At 69.9% G+C, this 17,102-nt stretch carries 19 protein-coding genes; 12 read left to right on the forward strand and 7 right to left on the reverse strand.

The features are described 5' to 3' along the window. The first annotated feature begins 32 nt into the window (after window positions 1-32). Window positions 33-923 (forward strand): alpha/beta fold hydrolase, encoded by an 891-nt coding sequence (locus JOE64_RS13100; protein ID WP_204964651.1) that lies wholly within the window; start codon window positions 33-35, stop codon window positions 921-923. 48 nt (window positions 924-971) lie between these two features. Further along, complete coding sequence (locus JOE64_RS13105) at window positions 972-1,661, forward strand: YdcF family protein (protein WP_239531772.1); 690 nt, start codon at window positions 972-974, stop codon at window positions 1,659-1,661. Window positions 1,662-1,667: 6 nt separating this feature from the next. Here the strand turns inward: JOE64_RS13105 and JOE64_RS13110 are convergent, their stop codons facing one another. From JOE64_RS13110 to JOE64_RS13120, 3 genes are read right to left on the reverse strand one after another with little or no spacing between them, the layout of a single operon-like run. Then, window positions 1,668-2,618: a DNA-methyltransferase gene (locus tag JOE64_RS13110; RefSeq protein ID WP_204964652.1), complete on the reverse strand. Its 951-nt coding sequence runs from the start codon at window positions 2,616-2,618 to the stop codon at window positions 1,668-1,670. Beyond that, window positions 2,597-3,646, reverse strand: a complete 1,050-nt coding sequence (gene lplAB / locus JOE64_RS13115) for a lipoate-protein ligase LplAB (protein WP_204964653.1) — start codon at window positions 3,644-3,646, stop codon at window positions 2,597-2,599. Before lplAB ends, JOE64_RS13110 begins: the two co-directional genes overlap by 22 nt. A gap of 30 nt (window positions 3,647-3,676) precedes the next feature. Then, window positions 3,677-4,549 (reverse strand): alpha/beta hydrolase, encoded by an 873-nt coding sequence (locus tag JOE64_RS13120; protein ID WP_204964654.1) that lies wholly within the window; start codon window positions 4,547-4,549, stop codon window positions 3,677-3,679. 109 nt (window positions 4,550-4,658) lie between these two features. Between JOE64_RS13120 and JOE64_RS13125 the strand changes: the two genes are divergently transcribed. Both JOE64_RS13125 and JOE64_RS13130 read left to right on the forward strand, forming a co-directional pair. After that, window positions 4,659-5,162: a MarR family winged helix-turn-helix transcriptional regulator gene (locus tag JOE64_RS13125; RefSeq protein WP_372432893.1), complete on the forward strand. Its 504-nt coding sequence runs from the start codon at window positions 4,659-4,661 to the stop codon at window positions 5,160-5,162. 56 nt (window positions 5,163-5,218) lie between these two features. Next, window positions 5,219-6,550 carry an MFS transporter gene (locus tag JOE64_RS13130; RefSeq protein WP_204964656.1) on the forward strand — a complete coding sequence of 444 codons (1,332 nt, stop codon included), beginning with the start codon at window positions 5,219-5,221 and terminating at the stop codon, window positions 6,548-6,550. Window positions 6,551-6,568: 18 nt separating this feature from the next. On the opposite strand, the gene JOE64_RS13135 is transcribed toward JOE64_RS13130, so the two are convergent. Continuing rightward, entirely contained in the window at window positions 6,569-7,168 is a 600-nt protein-coding gene (locus JOE64_RS13135) for a DUF1349 domain-containing protein (RefSeq protein ID WP_204964657.1), read from the reverse strand. A 116-nt stretch (window positions 7,169-7,284) separates the two neighbouring features. Here JOE64_RS13135 and JOE64_RS13140 point away from each other — a divergent pair, with 116 nt between their 5' ends. Further along, on the forward strand, window positions 7,285-7,671 hold the full coding sequence (locus tag JOE64_RS13140) for a protein-L-isoaspartate carboxylmethyltransferase (protein ID WP_204964658.1): 387 nt from the start codon (window positions 7,285-7,287) through the stop codon (window positions 7,669-7,671). Between the two features lie 42 nt (window positions 7,672-7,713). Here the strand turns inward: JOE64_RS13140 and JOE64_RS13145 are convergent, their stop codons facing one another. Both JOE64_RS13145 and JOE64_RS13150 read right to left on the reverse strand, forming a co-directional pair. Continuing rightward, entirely contained in the window at window positions 7,714-8,058 is a 345-nt protein-coding gene (locus JOE64_RS13145; RefSeq protein WP_204964659.1) for a peptide ABC transporter permease, read from the reverse strand. Next, window positions 8,055-8,381, reverse strand: a complete 327-nt coding sequence (locus JOE64_RS13150) for a DUF7882 family protein (protein WP_204964660.1) — start codon at window positions 8,379-8,381, stop codon at window positions 8,055-8,057. The genes JOE64_RS13145 and JOE64_RS13150 overlap by 4 nt, the downstream gene beginning before the upstream one ends. A gap of 68 nt (window positions 8,382-8,449) precedes the next feature. Here JOE64_RS13150 and JOE64_RS13155 point away from each other — a divergent pair, with 68 nt between their 5' ends. Further along, a complete protein-coding gene (locus tag JOE64_RS13155; protein WP_239531773.1) occupies window positions 8,450-8,983 on the forward strand; it encodes a MarR family winged helix-turn-helix transcriptional regulator in 534 nt (177 codons plus the stop codon). 26 nt (window positions 8,984-9,009) lie between these two features. On the opposite strand, the gene JOE64_RS13160 is transcribed toward JOE64_RS13155, so the two are convergent. After that, entirely contained in the window at window positions 9,010-9,504 is a 495-nt protein-coding gene (locus tag JOE64_RS13160; RefSeq protein WP_204964661.1) for a MarR family winged helix-turn-helix transcriptional regulator, read from the reverse strand. 205 nt (window positions 9,505-9,709) lie between these two features. On the opposite strand from JOE64_RS13160, the gene JOE64_RS13165 reads away from it, so the two are divergent. The 6 genes from JOE64_RS13165 (at window position 9,710) to JOE64_RS13190 (ending at window position 17,016) form a co-directional block, all read left to right on the forward strand. Next, on the forward strand, window positions 9,710-11,431 hold the full coding sequence (locus JOE64_RS13165) for an FAD-dependent oxidoreductase (protein ID WP_239531774.1): 1,722 nt from the start codon (window positions 9,710-9,712) through the stop codon (window positions 11,429-11,431). Further along, the gene (locus JOE64_RS13170; protein WP_204964663.1) at window positions 11,428-12,270 is read left to right on the forward strand and encodes a sugar phosphate isomerase/epimerase family protein; all 843 of its coding nucleotides are present in this window, start codon (window positions 11,428-11,430) and stop codon (window positions 12,268-12,270) included. Before JOE64_RS13165 ends, JOE64_RS13170 begins: the two co-directional genes overlap by 4 nt. Before the next feature lie 44 nt (window positions 12,271-12,314). Beyond that, window positions 12,315-14,063, forward strand: a complete 1,749-nt coding sequence (locus JOE64_RS13175; RefSeq protein ID WP_204964664.1) for an FAD-dependent oxidoreductase — start codon at window positions 12,315-12,317, stop codon at window positions 14,061-14,063. Next, entirely contained in the window at window positions 14,060-14,521 is a 462-nt protein-coding gene (locus tag JOE64_RS13180) for a VOC family protein (RefSeq protein ID WP_204964665.1), read from the forward strand. Before JOE64_RS13175 ends, JOE64_RS13180 begins: the two co-directional genes overlap by 4 nt. Window positions 14,522-14,564: 43 nt before the next feature. Continuing rightward, window positions 14,565-15,461, forward strand: a complete 897-nt coding sequence (locus JOE64_RS13185) for a LysR family transcriptional regulator (protein WP_204964666.1) — start codon at window positions 14,565-14,567, stop codon at window positions 15,459-15,461. 142 nt (window positions 15,462-15,603) lie between these two features. Further along, window positions 15,604-17,016, forward strand: a complete 1,413-nt coding sequence (locus tag JOE64_RS13190; protein WP_204964667.1) for an MFS transporter — start codon at window positions 15,604-15,606, stop codon at window positions 17,014-17,016. Window positions 17,017-17,102: the final 86 nt, after the last annotated feature.

A 17,102-nucleotide genomic window follows, 5' to 3' on the forward strand; every position in this document is an offset into this window, starting at 1 on the left:
TCGGCATCGGGCCGCCGCCGGAAGGAGTCACCGTGGCCTACATCACCGTCGCGACCGAGAACTCGACCGACGTCGAGATCTTCTACACCGACCAGGGACCGATGGATGCCCAGCCGGTCGTCCTGATCCACGGCTTCCCGCTGAACGGCGAGTCGTGGGACCTGCAGCAGCGCGCACTGCTCGCGGCGGGCTTCCGCGTCGTCGCCTACGACCGGCGCGGGTTCGGGGCGTCGTCGAAGACGGCGTCGGGCTCTGACTACGACACCTTCGCGGCCGACCTGCACGCCCTGATCGAAGACCTCGACCTGACGGATGCCGTGCTCGTCGGCTTCTCGATGGGCACCGGCGAGATCGCGCGCTACCTCTCCCGCTACGGCGCGGGACGCGTCGCGAAAGCGGCCTTCCTGGGGTCGCTCGAGCCGTACCTGCTGATCACCGACGACAACCCGGACGGCGCGGGCGACCAGGCGTTCTTCGACGGCACCGCGGCGGCGGTCGCCGAGGACCGGCACGCGTTCCTCACCGGGTTCTTCCGCGACTTCTACAACCTCGACGAGTTCCTCGGCGAGCGCATCTCGCAGGAGGCCGTCGACGCGTCGGTGCAGGTCGCGCACCAGGCCGGGAACGCCGCCATCGCCGCCGCGCCGCTGACCTGGCCGACCGACTTCCGAGCGGACATCCCGGCGATCACGGTGCCGACGCTGATCCTGCACGGCACGGCCGACAACGTCCTGCCGATCGACAAGACGGCGCGGCGGTTCAAGGATGCGATCCCCGACGGCACGCCCCTGACCTACGTCGAGATCGAGGGCGCGCCGCACGGGCTGCTGCGCACGCACGGCGTCGAGGTCAATGCGGCGCTGCTCGCCTTCCTCGGCGAGGGATCCGAGCACGCCGACGACACCCAGGACATCCAGGACTGACCCGGCACGGCGCCCCGCGCCGCGCTCGGGGGACCGTACTCTCGAGGAATGGTCGCGCGCAGGGGTCGGATGCCGGGGCGCCGGCGCGCCGCGGCATCCGCCCTGGCCGTGGTCGCCGGGCTCGGGTGCGCCCTGCTCGTCTGGGGTGAGGTGCAGGCCGCGAACGTCGCCCGCGCCGACTACCCGGACACGGATATGCGCCTCGAGGGGCCGCCCGATGGCCGCGACGTGGTGCTGGTGCTCGGCTTCCGGTCGCGCACGGACGGGCGCCGGAACGCCGTGCAGGTGTGGCGCACCCGGATCGCGGTGCGCTCCGCGCCGCGCTCGCACGCATCATCGGCCGGCACGCTCTTCGTCTTCTCGGGCGGGGCCGTGCGCGGGTCGGTGCCCGAGGCCGACCTCATGGCGCGCTACGCCGTTGCCCATCTCGGTGTCGCCGCGGCGGACGTCGCGATCGAGCGCCACGCGACCTCGACGCGCGAGAATCTGACACTGTCGCTCCCGTGGCTGAGCGGCGCCCGCACGATCCGGATCGCGTCGAACACCGCGCACGCGCGACGGGCGCGCCGCTACCTGCGCGAGCTGGACCCGGAGCTGTGGCGGCGACTGCGACGCACCCGCGACTTCATGCCTCTCGAGCTCGGTCCGCTGCGGCTCGCCCTCACGTTCTACGACTTCGTGGCGGGGCGCAAGGCCGCACGGGACGACGCCGACGCGAGCCGCGACGCCGTCCGCTGAGGCTTCTCAGCGCAGAGCCGCATCCGGCATCCGGCGGCGCATGACGGCGATCGCCTCGGGATTGTCGTCGACGAGCACGGCGTCCCGGCCGAGGGCGGCGGCGACGGCACCGGTCGTGCCGCTTCCAGCGAAGAGGTCGAGCACACGGTCGCCGGGGCGCGTCGAGGCCTGCACGATGCGGCGCAGGATGCCCTCGGGCTTCTGGGTCGGGTAGCCGGTCTTCTCGCGGCCGCTCGTGGGCACGATCGTGTGCCACCAGACATCCGTCGGCAGCTTTCCCCGGGCGGCTTTCTCGGGCGTCACGAGGCCGGGCGCCATATACGGCTCGCGATCGACGGCCTCCGAGTCGAACCAGTACGCGCGGGGGTTCTTCACGTAGACGAGGATCGTGTCGTGCTTGGTCGGCCACCGGCGCCGGCTCTTCGCCCCGTAGTCGTAGGCCCAGATGAGCTCGTTGAGGAAGCAGTCCCGTCCGAAGACGGCATCCATCAGCACCTTGGCGTAGTGCGCCTCGCGATAGTCGAGGTGCAGGTACAGGGTGCCGTCGTCGGCGAGTAGCCGCCACGCCTCGCGCAGGCGCGGCTCGAGGAACTCCCAGTAGTCGTCGAAGCTGTCGTCATAGACCCTCAGCCGCCCGCGGACGCGGGCGTAGTCCGTGCCGCGGAACCCCGCCTTGACCGGAGCACGGTCGTAACGCCTCCGATCCGACGCGGATTCCGCCGGATCGGGGGGCTCCGCAGAGTCCGCGTGCGAGATCGGAGGAGTGAGGACCGCCGACTCGATGGCTCTGCTCTGTCGCCGACCCGTGTTGAACGGCGGATCGAGGTACACGAGCGTGAACGAGGCGTCCGGCAGCGTGCGCGCGACGGAGAGGTTGTCACCCTGGACGATCTCGACGCGGCCCGCGGCAGGTGCGTCGTCCGGCACGGCCGGCGTCACGGAACGCGGTGCAGCCACGCGTCGGTGGCGAACTTGGATGCCACGAGGGCTTCCGCCTCGGCGTACTCCTCAGCGGTGATGCGCCCGGGGGCGGCACCGTAGAGGGTCGCGAAGGTGTCCTTCAGCCGCTCGATGATCGCCTCGCGCGGAAGGCCGGTCTGACTGCGGAGCGGGTCGACACGCTTGGCGGCGGAGGTCGTGCCCTTGTCGCTCAGCTTCTCGCGCCCGATCCGCAGCACCTCGGTCATCACCTGACCGTCCATGTCGTACGACATCGTCGCGTGGTGCAGCACGCCGCCGCCGGCGAGACGCTTCTGCGCGGCGCCCCCGATCTTGCCCTTCGGCGAGGCGATGTCGTTGAGGGGCTGGTAGGTCGCGTCGACGCCGAGAGACCGCAGCGCCTGCAGCACCCAGTCGTCGAGGAAGGCGTACGAGTCCGCGAAGGTCATGCCGGCGACGAAGGATGCCGGGACGTACAGCGAGTACGTGACGATCGAGTCGGCGCCCATCATCATCGCGCCGCCGCCCGAGATCCGACGCACGACGTCGTAGCCGTGCCGGGCGGCGCCCTCGGGGTCGACCTCGTTGCGGTAGGACTGGAACGATCCGATGACGACGGCGGACTGATCCCACTCCCAGATGCGGAGGGTGGGGTTGCGCAGGCCCGCACCGACCCGGGCGGTGAGCACTTCGTCGAGGGCAAGGTTCATCCGCGGCGAGACGGCACGGTCGTGGACGATCTCCCAGGTGAAGTCCTTCCAGCCCGGCGCCGTGATGAGGGCCCGCCGCACGGCGGTGCCCACGGACTCCGGCGTGAACCCGAGCAGCTGGGCTCCCTCGGGGAGCGCTGCACGCACCGCCGCGGCGATCGCCGAGGCATCCGTCTCCACCGGCAGCCCCGTGACGGCGGCGTCGATCGCGCCGAGCGCCTCGTCCGGTTCGAGAAAGAAGTCCCCTGCCAGGTGGAAGGCGGCGATGCGTCCGTCCTCCACATCGAGATCGACGACGACGAGCTTGCCGCCCGGAACCTTGTACTCCCCGTGCATGCTCCCCAGCCTACGAGCTGGGGGCGATCGTCAGTCGCGCACGGGCAGCCGGCGATCGAGCCAGGCGAGCAGATCGGCGATCACGTCGGCGCGAGTGACGTCGTTGAAGATCTCGTGGCGGACGCCGGGGTAGACGAGGGTCGTGACATCGGACAGACCGGAGCGGCGCCGGTACGCCTCCGCGAGGCGGTGGGCGCTGCGGGGCCCGCCCAGGGTGTCGTCCCGGCCGACCATGATGAGCACGGGCACGTCGGGGGTCAGATTCCGCGCCGGCAGCCCGAACAGCCGCGCCCCGTCGACGAGGCCGAACAGCGTGCGCACCGTCGCCGTGGTGGTGAGCGGGTCATCGAGGAAGGCCCGCCCGACGGAGAGGTCGGACGAGAGCCATTCCGTTCCCATCGCGTCGGCCGCCTTCCACGGAGCGTTGAGATCGCCGGCATTCATCGCGCCGGGCCACCGCAGAGCGGTGCCGGTGAGGACGACGGCGTCGTACGCGTCGGGATGCCCGTCGAGCAGCATCTGCGCGAGGAGAGACCCCCACGAGTGACCGAGCAGCACGAGCGGAAGATCGGGATGATCGGCGCGGATCAGGCCTGTCAGCCGGGCGCACGCGTCGCGCGCCGCACGCACACCGCCGGGTCCGAGACGCCCGAGCTTCGTGCGGTCGCCGTGGTGCTGCGCCATGCCGGTCCGACCGTGACCACGGTGGTCGTCGGCGTACACGACGTATCCCGCAGCGACGAGGTCTGCGATCGTCCGTGCGTAGCGCCCGGCGTGCTCGCCCACCCCGTGCAGCAGCTGGATCACGGCGCGGGGAGTCGCCGCGGGCGAGTGCACGTCGTAGAAGATCCGGATGCCATGGGAATCGACGAACGCGCGTTCCTCGCGACGGGGTTCGGCCATGGGGGCGAGTCTAGGGAGCGATGCGCGGTCCAGGCGAGCCCCACCGAATCTGCCGGGGCATCCATCCCCAGGTCGTTAGCAGAGCTAATGAGCTATGCTAAATATTCGTATGAGCGCCTCTTCCCCCTCCCCCGCAGCCGCTGTCGCCCGACGCGGCGACGCCGCTCCCTCCGCTGCCGACCCCGGCCTCGAGACCGACCTCGCGACCGAGGCATCCGAGTTCCGGATGGCCACTTTCCGCCTCGCCCGCCGGCTGCGCTCGCAGCGCGCCATCGACACCATGAGCGACGGGCAGTTCGCCGTGCTCGCCGCCCTGTCCGCGCACGGTCCGCACACGCTCGGTGAGCTCGCCGAACGCGAGCGTGTCTCCGCCCCCTCGATGAACCGCACCGTCAATTGCCTCGAGGAGTCCGGCTACCTCACCCGCACCCCCGACGAGACCGACCGCCGCAAGGTCAACATCGCACTCACCGACGCCGGTCGCGAGGTCGTCGTCGAGACTGTGCGGCGACGGGACTCCTGGCTCGAGCAGGCCTTCGCGGAGCTCAGCGCTTCGCAGCGCGAGATCCTGCGCGCCGCCGGCGACCTCATGAGAGAGGTCGCCGCCCGATGAGCCCCCTCCGCTCCGCCCGCACGGCTGCGCGGTCTGCGCGCCGGGCCCCGTCGCCCATGTTCCGCTCCTTCTCGGTCTTCAACTATCGCGTCTGGTTCGTCGGCGCTCTCGTGTCGAACGTCGGCGCCTGGATGCAGGCCACGGCGCTGAGCTGGGTCGTGCTGACCGAGCTCACCCACGGCGACGCCGGCGCGATGGGCATCACGATGGCGCTGCAGTTCGCGCCGCCGTTGCTGCTCGTGAGCGTCACGGGGTGGGTCGCCGACCGATTCGACCGACGGCGACTGCTCATCCTCACCCAGAGCCTGCTGATGCTGCTCGGAGCGACGGTCGGGCTCCTGATCCTCGCGGGAGTGATGACCCTCCCCCTCATGTACGTGTTCGCCTTCGTCCTCGGTCTCGTCGCGGCGTTCGACAACCCGAGCCGACAGGCCTTCGTCTCCGATCTGGTCGACCGGGAGCATGCAGCCAACGCGGTCGCCCTGAACTCCGCATCCTTCAACGCAGCGCGCATGTTCGGTCCGGCCGTGGCCGGCGTGGTCATCGTCGCCGTCGGGACGGGGTGGGTGTTCCTCGTCAACGCGGCGACGTTCCTCGCGATGATCGTCGCTCTGATGGTCATCCGCACCGACGAACTCGTGCCGCGGGTGAAGGCGCCCGGAGCGTCGCGACTCGCCGACGGATTCCGCTACGTGGGCCGGCGGCCCGACCTTCTCGTGACGTTCGTGATGGTGTTCCTGCTCGGCGCCTTCGGCATGAACTTCCCGATCTTCGCGTCGACGATGGCGCTCGAGTTCGGGCAGACTGCCGACGGGTATGGATTGCTCTCCTCCATCCTTGCGATCGGCTCCCTCGCGGGTGCACTGCTGGCAGCACGCCGTGATCGCGCCCGGATGCGCCTCGTCATCATCGGCACGGGCATGTTCGCGGTGGCGTCGACCGTGTCGGCGTTCATGCCGACCTACTGGCTGTACGCCATCACCCTCATGTTCACGGGCTTCGCCGTGGTGACGACGCTGACGACCGCGAACGGCTACGTGCAGACCACGACCGACCCCGCCCTGCGGGGCAGGGTGCTCGCGCTCTACATGGCCATCCTCATGGGCGGGACCCCCGTGGGCGCCCCGATCGTGGGCTGGATGGCCGCCCAGTTCGGTCCCCGTGCGGCGATCCTGCTCTCGTCCGCGATGGTGTTCGTCGCCTTCGCGATCGGCTTCGGATGGTTGGTCTGGTCGGGCCGCCTCCATCGGCACGCTACGCGGCGCTTCGCGCTCTCGATCGATGAGACCCGCTCGATCTCGGTGATCGACCCGATCGCACCGGAGGAGTTCAGCGATGAGGTGGCCGGCACGACCCCGATCCGGATTCCGGGAGGCCGGGACCGGTGACGTCGGCGAGGGCGTCGGTCAGTGCAGGGCGGCGTCGGGGGCCGTACGCCACCACTGCGTGAACGCGACCTCGAAACCCGGTCGCGTGGGTGCGCAGACGAACGGGCCGGCCTCTGCGGCGAGGTCTCCGGGGAACGGAGCGACCCGCAGCAGTCGGAGGGGACCGCCGTCGATGCCCCCGCGCACCGTGAGGGCATCCGCGCCGCGACTCACCCGCACCCGCAGCGGATGCGACACCCAGTCGGGGACCGCCCCGATCGACCAATCGGATCGACCGTCGGTGACGACGGCGCCCGCACCGAGGACTCCATCGGCGAACTCGACTCCCGCCTTGACCCACCGCTCATCGTCCGCTCGCACGAACAGACCCGCCTGATCGAACTGCTCGGCGTAGTCCGCGGAGAAGACCACCTCCATCGCCGTACCGACGGCAAGCGGAGCGACGAGCGCATGTTCGCTGTCGTGCACGAATCCATAGGAGGTATGGCGCCAGGCGTCGCTTCCGGCGGCCGCCGTGACGTGAAGCCCGTCCGTATCGAGGCGGGACTGCGCGGGCGCATGGGTCCAGCGCCCCTCTGCCCAGTCGATGCGGGCCACGGGCGATGATTGGACAGCCATGAACCCATGCTAGGGTCCCGCTCCGGCGGGCCTCGAGCGAGCCGCACCGGCGGAGAACGGCTCCGCCGGAGGCATAATGGCAGGACACCCCCGACTTTTCGAGGATTAGAGGCCCGATGCCCTACCGCAACCAAGCCACCATTCAGGCATGGGTGGACGACTATCTCGCCGCCGCTCCCGATGAGACCACGGCCATCACCGTCCTTGAGAAGGACTTCACTCCCGGCCCGGAGTCGGGGATGGTGGTCGTCTCGCTGGCGAATGCATCAACCGTCACGTACATCCAGGCGGTCAACGCAGACACTGTGCCACGGTGGGTGGTCACCTTCGAGCCCCGCTCCGATTCCTTCGATCTCGACGCCGAGGGGGTTGCCCGGCTCGCCGCCGATCTGGCCATGATCTCGAGCCTCTGCGCATACCTACAGCGTCGAACCGACGACATCATCGCCGGCACCGCGGGCGTAACTGTCCCGCCGTCCGCCGGAGCATCCGCGCTCGCCTGATCATCGACGACCCCGGTCCGACGCCCGGAAAGCGAAACGGCGTCAGACGCCCGGAAAAGTCAACGCGGCGGCACCGAGGGCACCGAGTGCCACGAGGCCTGCGACCGTCGCCGCGCCCTGGAACACCCCCAGGAGGCGAGGAGACATCGATGGCTCGGAGTCTTCCGACGGCGCAGGCGCAGATTCGACCGCACGCTGAGCCTCCGCGAGCGTCTCGTAGCGACCGACCGGGGTGGACCGTCCGTCGAAACCGACGACGTGCCCGTCGGGCGTCCGCTCGGCGAAGCCGACGAACTCTCCCGCCCGCGACGCCACGTGGAACCCGCTCTCGACACGCACCCATGTGACGCGCGTGCGTTCCGCCCGGAGCGGCAGCACGGCGGTCATGCGACGACCGCCAGTGCGGGCTTGGCGTCCTCGATCGCGCGGTCCAGGTCGATGACGATACCCATGGCGGATGCGGCAGCCTGGGCCAGCTCGTTGACATAGGCGGGATCGAGGCGGATCGGCTCGACGCTGTCGAACTCGAAGCGAAGGGGGATCGCGCAGTGGATCCAGACGGTCGAGCGCCCTCGGTCCTGCGAGAAGAACGAGATGCTGAACCCTTCGGAGCGGCGGAGCTTGGTGGTCGCAACCACCTTCAGATGGGCGAGGTCGCGGTCGTCCACGACGATGGCATCCGTGCTGTTTCCGTAGTACAGGCGTCCCATGGTGTCTCCTCGAGATCGATTGATCGAAAGGTTATTCCTTAGATAAGTAGTTAGTCAAGCGAGCTATTTTGAGAGCTATCGCCGAACTGAGTTATATTGATGAAGAAACATCCGGGAGCGAAGACATGGGCGCATCGGTGAGCACCGCGCAGGTGCTGCAGGCACTTGCGCGCTTCCGCGCGTCCGACACGCAGATGCATCAGCGCGTTCGCGCGACGGCATCCCTCGGCGAGAACGAGTTACGCATCCTCGATTTCCTGCTCCGGGAGGATCGGGACGCCCGCGTGGTGAAGCCCAGCGATATCTCGCGCCACCTGGGAATCAGTTCGGCATCGACGACCGCCCTGCTCGATCGCCTGGAGCGTCAGGGCAGCATACAGCGAGTGAGTCACCCGACCGATCGCCGGAGCATCCTCATCGAGCCGACCTCGCAAGCGGAGCAGGAGGTCGCTGATCTGGTCGACGCCTTCGAGGAGCACGCGGCCGACGTGGCCGACGCGCTCGGCGACGACGGCCGGGCCGCCGTCCTCGCCTTCCTGGCTTCCGTGTCGGACGCGGCGGACCGCATCGGCGTCACAGAGCGCGTCGGGTCTTACGCCTGAGCTGACGTTGCGGTCGATGCCTGCACTCAGGAGGCATCGATCTGGTCGACGGCGGATCGCATGGCATCGAGGAACTCGATCACCGTCGCGCGCTCGTCCGGACCCATATCCCGGACGACGCTCATCATGCGGTCGTGCATCGCGGCGAGCGTGTGACGCACTTCGGCATCCGACCTATCGGTCGAGGTGATCAGCACGCTGCGACGGTCGGCGGGATTCGGCGCACGCGTGATGTGACCCGATTTCTCGAGCCGATCCAGGAGCGCGGTCGTCGATGCAGAGGTGATGCCGAGATAGCGACTCAGCGTGACGGGCGTCACCGCCTCGTCGCGTAGCCGGGCCCGAGCGAGGAAGCGCAGCACCAGCAGCTCGTTCTCACCCATGTCCATCGACTGCTGAGTCCGCCTGCGCATCGCGACCTCGGCGGCTCGATACGAGCGCAGCGCCTCCATGACCGATGTCGATCGCGCATCGTCCTCCGCATACCAGTACGACGGCGGCTGCGGGGGTGAGGACGTCATCCCGATATTCTCACCCCTCCGCGCCACCGAGTGAAGCGCTGGACCCGCCATCCCTCCCACCGCTATCCTCGCGACCCGCATCGAGGCTTGCGCAGGGCTCACGTCTCGCTATATCGTTACGGCGACACTATCGAAGCTTTATTAAGTATCTGAAAGTGCATAGTCAATGACGACCAGATCATCACGGCGCCGACGGAGGAACCTGATGCCCGACATCCCCACGACCGAGTACGACGTCATCGTCGTCGGAGCCGGAGCCGGAGGGCTCGCTGCCGCCATCGCCGCCGCGCACGGCGGCAGTTCCGTGCTCGTCCTCGAAGCCGCCGACGTCTGCGGCGGCGCGACGGCCTGGTCGGGCGGATGGCTCTGGGCACCGCGCTCCGTACTCGCGCAGCGCGAGGGAGTCGACGAGTCGGTCGACGACGTCAAGGCCTACCTGCGCGCCACGCTCGGCGACGACTACGACGAGGCGCGCATCGACGCGTTCCTCACGGGAGCGCCGCAGATGATCGAGTTCTTCCACACGAAGACGGCGATGCAGTTCGTCCCGGGCTCGAAGATCAACGACATCTACGGCGACTTGCCCCACGCCGGCACCGGGAACCGCTCCGCCGGGGCGAAGCCCATCAACGCCCGGCGCCTGAGCCCGTCGGTGCGGCGCCTGCTGCGCGGTCAGCTGTACGAGACCTCATTCCTGGGAATGGGGATCATGGCCGGCCCCGACCTCGGAGCGTTCCTCTCCGCATCACGAGGCAACGTGCGCGGCATCTGGCACGCCGGCTGGCGTGTGGGTCTCCACGTGATCGACCTGATCCTGCACCGTCGCGGCATGCAACTGGTCAACGGCACGGCGCTGGTCGGCCGCCTGCTCCAGGCGGCCGAGGACGCCGGTGTGCAGATCCGGGTCTCGTCCCCCGTCCGCCGCCTCGTGACCGATCCAACCGGGCAGGTGACCGGCGTGGTCGCCGACAGTTCGGACGGCGAGCGCACGTTCACGGCGCGACGCGGCGTCGTCCTCGCCGCCGGCGGTTTCCCGCGCGACGTGGAACGCCGCCGCGAGAGGTTCCCCCGCACTCCCACCGGACGAGAGCACTGGACCCTCGCCCCCGAGACCGCGGACGGCTCGGGGATCACTCTCGGCGAAAGCGTCGGCGGGGTGCTGGTGCAGCAGGCATCGGCGGGCGCCTGGTGCCCCGTCTCGCTCGTGCCGTACCGCTCGGGTCGGGTCGGGATCTTCCCGCACATCATGGATCGGGCAAAGCCCGGCAGCATCGGTGTCGTCTCGACCGGCGAGCGCTTCGTCAACGAGGCCAACGGGTACTACGACTACGTGACCGCCATGTTCGAGGCCGCTCCGGCCGACGAGCCCGTGCAGGCGTGGCAGATCGCCGACGCACGATTCGTGCGTCGCTTTCCCCTCGGCATGGCCAAGCCGCTGCCCGTGCCGCTCTTCCCGTACCTGCGCAGCGGATACCTCGTGAAGGGCCGCACCTTGCGCGAGCTGGCGCACAAATGCGGGATCGACCCGCAGGGGCTCGTGCGCACCGTCGAGCAGTTCAACGCCGACGCACGCGCCGGCGTCGATTCGCGCTTCGGGCGCGGCTCGACCCCGTTCAACAGATACGGGGGCGACGCGTCCGCGCGGCCGAACCCGTCCCTGGCTCCCCTGGAGAAGGGCCCGTTCTACGCGGTCCGCATCGTTCCCGGATCGTTCGGCACGTTCGCGGGGCTGGCCACCGATGCCCGATCCCGCGTGCTGGATGCCTCCGGCACCCCTGTCCCGGGACTGTACGCGGCCGGCGCCGACCAGGCGAACGTCATGGGCGGCCACTATCCTGCCGGCGGGGTCAACATCGGCCCGGCGCTGACCTTCGGTTACCTGGCCGGGCGCGAGCTGGCGGCCGCCCGTACGGCGGTCGGACGATGACCCGCCCGCTGGGCGTCGGGCATCTGACCCTGCTCGACCTCACGCCGCCCGAGATGGTCACCGCCGCAGCCGCCGCAGGGTTCGACTTCGTCGGTCTGCGTGTGAGGGCCGTGACGGCGAACGAGATCGCCTTCCCGATGCACGCGGGCTCGCCCATGCTCCGCGAGACCGTCACGCGTCTGGACGATACCGGCCTCGAGGTCCGCGACATCGAGTTCCTTCCCCTGACCGCAACGACCACGGCTGAGGACTGGCTGCCCGCACTCGCCTCCGGCGCGGAGCTCGGCGCCAGCGCGCTCACGGTGACCGGTGCGGATCCCGACCGGCCGCGCCTGATCGACACCCTCGCGCAGCTCACGGCGGATGCGGCGACGTTCGGCATCCGACCCGTTCTGGAGCCGATCTCCTACCAGCCGGTCGCGCGGATCGACGACGCGGCCGACGTCGCGCGCGCCACGGGGGCGGCGCTGATGCTCGACGCCCTGCACATCGCGCGGGGCGGTTCGACCCTCGACGACGTCCGGGCGCTCGATCCCGATCTCGTGCCGGTCGTGCAACTGTGCGATGCCCCGCTCACCCTGCCTACGGCGACGGGTGCGGACCGCATCGCCGCCCTGCAGCACGAGGCACGCATCCAGCGTCTGCTCGTCGGCGAGGGCGAGCTCGCTCTCGCCGATCTGCTGCGCGCCGTCCCGGCGGGCGTCCCCGCGAGCGTGGAGGTGCCGCATGCGGCCCTGCGCGCGCACCTGAGTGCGGCGGAGTACGCCGTCCGCGCTGCCCGCTCCGCCCGCGCACTGCTCGATCTCGTCGACGCGCCCGACGCTCAGGCTGCGGAGTGACCGTGGCCGAGAAGACACCCACACCAACATCGAAGGAGACGACCATGGCGCAGACGGATGCCTGGGACCGCGAGACCGACCTGCTGGTGCTCGGCACGGGAGCCGCCGGTCTCTCCGCCGCGGTCACGGCAGCGGCATCCGGGCTCGATGTCCTCGTGCTCGAGAAGACCGAGTATCTCGGCGGCACGACGGCCTACTCGGCCGGCACGTGCTGGGTTCCCGGCCACCGGCACCAGCGCGCGGTCGGCGCGACCCACGAGCGCGAGGATGCCTCGCGCTACCTCGACGGCGTCGTCGGCGACAAGGCTCCGCGCGAACTGCGCGAGGCGTACCTCGACAGCGGTCCGGACATGATCGATTGGTTCGACAGCCTCGGCGTGCGCTTCTGGCACTCGCGCACCGTCGTCGACTACCACCCCGAGATCGACGGCGCGGGTGTCGGTCGCGCCCTCGAACCCGAGACGTTCGACGGGCGGCTCCTCGGTGCCGAGGACTTCCGTCGCGTGCGCCCGCCGGTGCCCGAGTTCGCCCTCTTCGGGGGCACGCTCATGGTCCGCCGCGCCGAGGTGAACCAGCTGCTGGAGCTGTTCCGCTGGTCACCGCGTGCCGCTGCGACAGCTCTGCGCCTGGGCATCCGATGGTTCTTCGACCGCCTGCGCCACCCACGGGGCACTCGCCTGGCGATGGGGAACGCGCTCGTCGCGAACCTCTTCCACACGCTGAAGAACCGTGGTGGCCGGGTCCTGTTCAACAGCACCGCGACGCGCCTCGTGCGCGAGGACGGCGTCATCGTGGGCGCCATCGTCGAAAGCGGCGGGCGCGAGCTCCGGGTGCGCGCGCGCCGGGGCGTCGTGCTCGCCGGCGGCGGATTCGCGGCGAGCGCCGCGTGGCGTGCCGCGCACCTGCCCCACCCCACGCCGCAGTTCACCCGTGCCGCCGAAGGCGCCACCGGAAGCACGCTCGAGCTGGGCCTGGACGCCGGCGCCGTGCTCGGCCCGGATCACGACGACAACGGCTTCTGGTTCCCGAGTTCGATCGGGCGGCGCCGCGACGGATCGCTCGTCGTCTTCCCGCACATCTGGGACCGCGCCAAGCCGGGCATCGTGGCGGTGACCGGATCGGGGCGCCGGTTCGTCGACGAGTCGGTGTCGTATCACCGCTTCGTGCGCGCGATGTATGCGGCCCAGCGCACCGGAGAGGCGATCCCGGCCTGGCTCATCATCGACTCCCGCGCGCTCCACGAGTACGGCCTGGGCATGATCCGACCGCACACCGCACGTGTGTTCCTGCGCACGTACGTCGCCGACGGCTACATCCGCCGTGCCGACACGATCGCCGAACTGGCGCGCAGGATCGGGGTCGACCCCGCCGGCCTCGCCGAGACCGTGCGACGCAACAACCACGCGGCCGAGACGGGTGTGGACGAGGAGTTCGGCAAGGGCACGAGCCCCTTCGGCCATCAGTACGGCGACGCGCGGCACCAGCCGAACGTCAACCTCGGGCCGATCGCGACGGCGCCGTTCTACGCCCTCCCGCTCGTGCCCACCCCCCTCGGGACCGCACGAGGTCTGCGGACCGACACCGACGCACGCGTCCTCGACGAGAACGGCGCCGTCATCCGCGGGCTCTACGCCGCGGGCAACGATGCCGACTCGGTGATGGCGGCGGAGTATCCCGGCGCCGGCGGGCAGGTCGGCGCCGGCATGATCTTCGGCTACCTGGCCGCGCGCCATGCGAGCGGCCAGACCGTCGACCGCCCGGACGCGCCCGCTCCGTCGCAGGTCGGCCAATGAGCGCCGACCTGCTCGCCCTCTCGAGCGCCCTCGACCAGATCGGTGTGGTCGTGCGCGACCTCGCGCCTGCCGAGGCCGCGATGCGGGCGATCTTCGGTCTCGAGCCCCGGCTGCGCGCCACCAACCGCTACACCGGCAGCGCGTACCGCGGCGAGCTCGTCGATACCGCGGTCGACGCCCTCTTCTACGACCTGCACGGCATCGAGATCGAGTTCCTCTCGCCCCGCGGCGGACCCGACATCTGGCGGGAGTTCGTCGACGAGCACGGCGACGGACTGCACCACATCCGCTTCGCCGTCGAGGATCACGACGCGGTCGTGGCGGCGATGGCCGGGATCGGCGTGCCCGTGCACCAGGAGGGCGACTCGGTGCGCGGCGGCGGTGTCCGGTACGCGTACTTCGACACCCGGCCGGGCCTCGGGTTCTTCCTCGAGGTGCTCTCGACGCCGCGTGGGTGAGGGCGACGCGGCCTCGACGAGAGGCGGCCGGTATGCTCGCGACGTGGAGATCCGCTGGCTCGAGGCATTCGTCGTGGTCGCGGAAGAACTGCATTTCGGACGCGCCGCGCAGCGTCTGCACGTCGCCCAGTCCCCGCTCAGCCAGACCATCCGCCGCCTCGAGGCGAGCATCGGCGCCGATCTGTTCGAGCGGAACACCCGTAGTGTCTCGCTGACGCCGGCAGGCCGGGCGCTGCTGCCGAAGGCCTACCGCGTCATCCAAGACCTCGCCCTCGCCACCGATGCCGCCCGCACCGCCTCGGGGGCGGTGCACGGCACGGTGCGGATCGGGTTCTCCGGCGCGTTCAACCACCTCACCCTGCCCGTGCTCGCCCGATCGATCAGGAGAGAGCTTCCCGAGATCGACCTGCAGTTGGTCAGCAGAGTGCGCACGGGCGACGGCGTCGCGAAGCTCCGCAACGGAACCCTCGATCTGGCGTTCGTCGGCCTGCCGCTGGTCGCAGACGACATCGATTCGCGCCTCATCGCCCGGACGCGGCTCGGGGCCGTCGTCCCCATCGACCATCCCCTGGCCGACGCGCCGTCGCTCGTCGCGCGCCAGCTCGCCGACGACGACTTCCTGTCGATGCCCGTCGACGGCTCATCGGCCATGACCGAAGCACTCCTGCGGTGCTGCATCGCCGCGGGTTTCCGCCCCCGGATCACGCAAGAGGTCACCGACCCGTACATCATGCTCACCCTCGTGGCGGCGGGCCTCGGGGTGACCATCGCCGCCGAGGATCTCGCGTCGATCATGCCCCGCGGTGCTCGCTGGATCCCCCTCGACGACGCGCCGCTGTTCATGCTGCACGGCATCGGCTGGATGGCGGACGAGCAGTCCTCGGCGCTGCGGGCCGTGCTGCGGCTGTCCGAGGCCATCCTCCCGACACCGCCGGATTGAGCTTCCATCTGCACATAGTTCTAGACGAATTCTGTTCTGGACGCGACACAATTCGACTGTCACCCTTGCTCCAGGCGGAATCCTCCGCCGGCGACAGTTCACAGGCGTCTGTTCGCAGCGCCCCTCACTGAAGGCACACGACATGTCAACGAAGACATCCGCCCCTCCGAAGAAGGACAACGCGCGCATCGCCGCCGTGTCCGGCTTCATCGGCAGCGCACTCGAGTACTACGACTTCTTCATCTACGCGTCTGCTGCGGCGCTCATCTTCCCCCATCTGTTCTTCCCCGAGGGGACGCCGGGCGTCTCGACGCTCCTCTCGTTCGCCACCGTCGGCGTCGCCTACGTCGCGCGACCGTTCGGGGCGATCCTGTGGGGCCACGTCGGCGACCGCTGGGGTCGCAAGAAGGCTCTCCTCGCCTGCCTCGGCATCATGGGCGTGGCGACGTTCCTCGTCGGCTGCCTGCCGACCTGGGACACGATCGGCATCGCCGCGCCCATCATCATCGTCGCCCTGCGACTCGTGCAGGGCGTCTCGGCCGGAGGCGAATCGCCCGGCTCCAGCGCGCTGACGCTCGAGCACGCCCCCGATCACCGTCGCGGCTTCTTCACGAGCTGGACGATGAGCGGCATCATGTTCGGCATCGTCATCTCGAGCCTCGTGTTCATCCCCGTCGCGGCCATGCCGGAGGAGGCACTGCTGAGCTGGGGGTGGCGCGTGCCGTTCTGGGCGTCCCTGCTGGTCACGGTGGTCGCGATCATCCTGCGCCGCAAGCTCGACGAGCCCGAGGTCTTCGAAGAGGTCAAGGAGACCGAGGAGGTCGCCAAGATCCCCCTCGTCACGCTGCTGCGCTACAACGGCGGAACCGTCGTGCGCGTGACGCTGATGGCTGTCTTCGCCGCCGTCAACACGATGTTCAACGTCTTCGTCCTCGCCTACGGGACGACCGTCGCCGGCATCCCGCGCGCGGAGATGCTGCTCATCATCACGGTCGCCAACTTCGCCGCCGTGTGCTTCGGCCCCGTGGCCGGCGCGCTGTCGGACCGCTTCGGCCGCAAGCCCGTGTTCCTCATCGGGCTGGTCCTGCAGTCGATCACCATCTATGCGCTGCTGGCGGCGGTGGATGCCGCGAACATGCCGCTCGTCTGGACGCTGAGCATCCTGCTGATCGGCGGGACCTACACCCTCAGCAATGCGGTCTACCCGGCCTACTTCCCCGAGCAGTTCCCGGCGCGCGTGCGATACACCGGCATGGCGGTGAGCCTCATGCTCGGCCTGCTGCTCGCAGGATTCACCCCCGCGATCGCCCAGGGCTTCGTCACGGGCGACGGCAACCAGAACAACTGGCCCGCGGTCGCGTTCTTCACGATCGCCATCGTGCTGGTGTCGGGCATCGCGACGCTGTTCGCCCCCGAGACGGCCTTCACGCCCACCGCGCGTCTGGGCCTGAGCCGCCGCCAGCTCGCCGAGATCGAGCGCCGCGAAGACATCGGCGAAGCGCTCACCGAATCGGTGCGCACCACCCCGTACGATCGCCTCCGCAACCGCCGCTGACCTGAGACACCTCAGACTCCTGAGATCTCGGGGCCGCATCCTCCGGGATGCGGCCCCGAGGCGTCCCCACACCCTCGAAGGAACCC

It is taken from the genome of Microbacterium dextranolyticum (assembly GCF_016907295.1).
GTDB classification, from domain to species: Bacteria; Actinomycetota; Actinomycetes; order Actinomycetales; family Microbacteriaceae; genus Microbacterium; species Microbacterium dextranolyticum.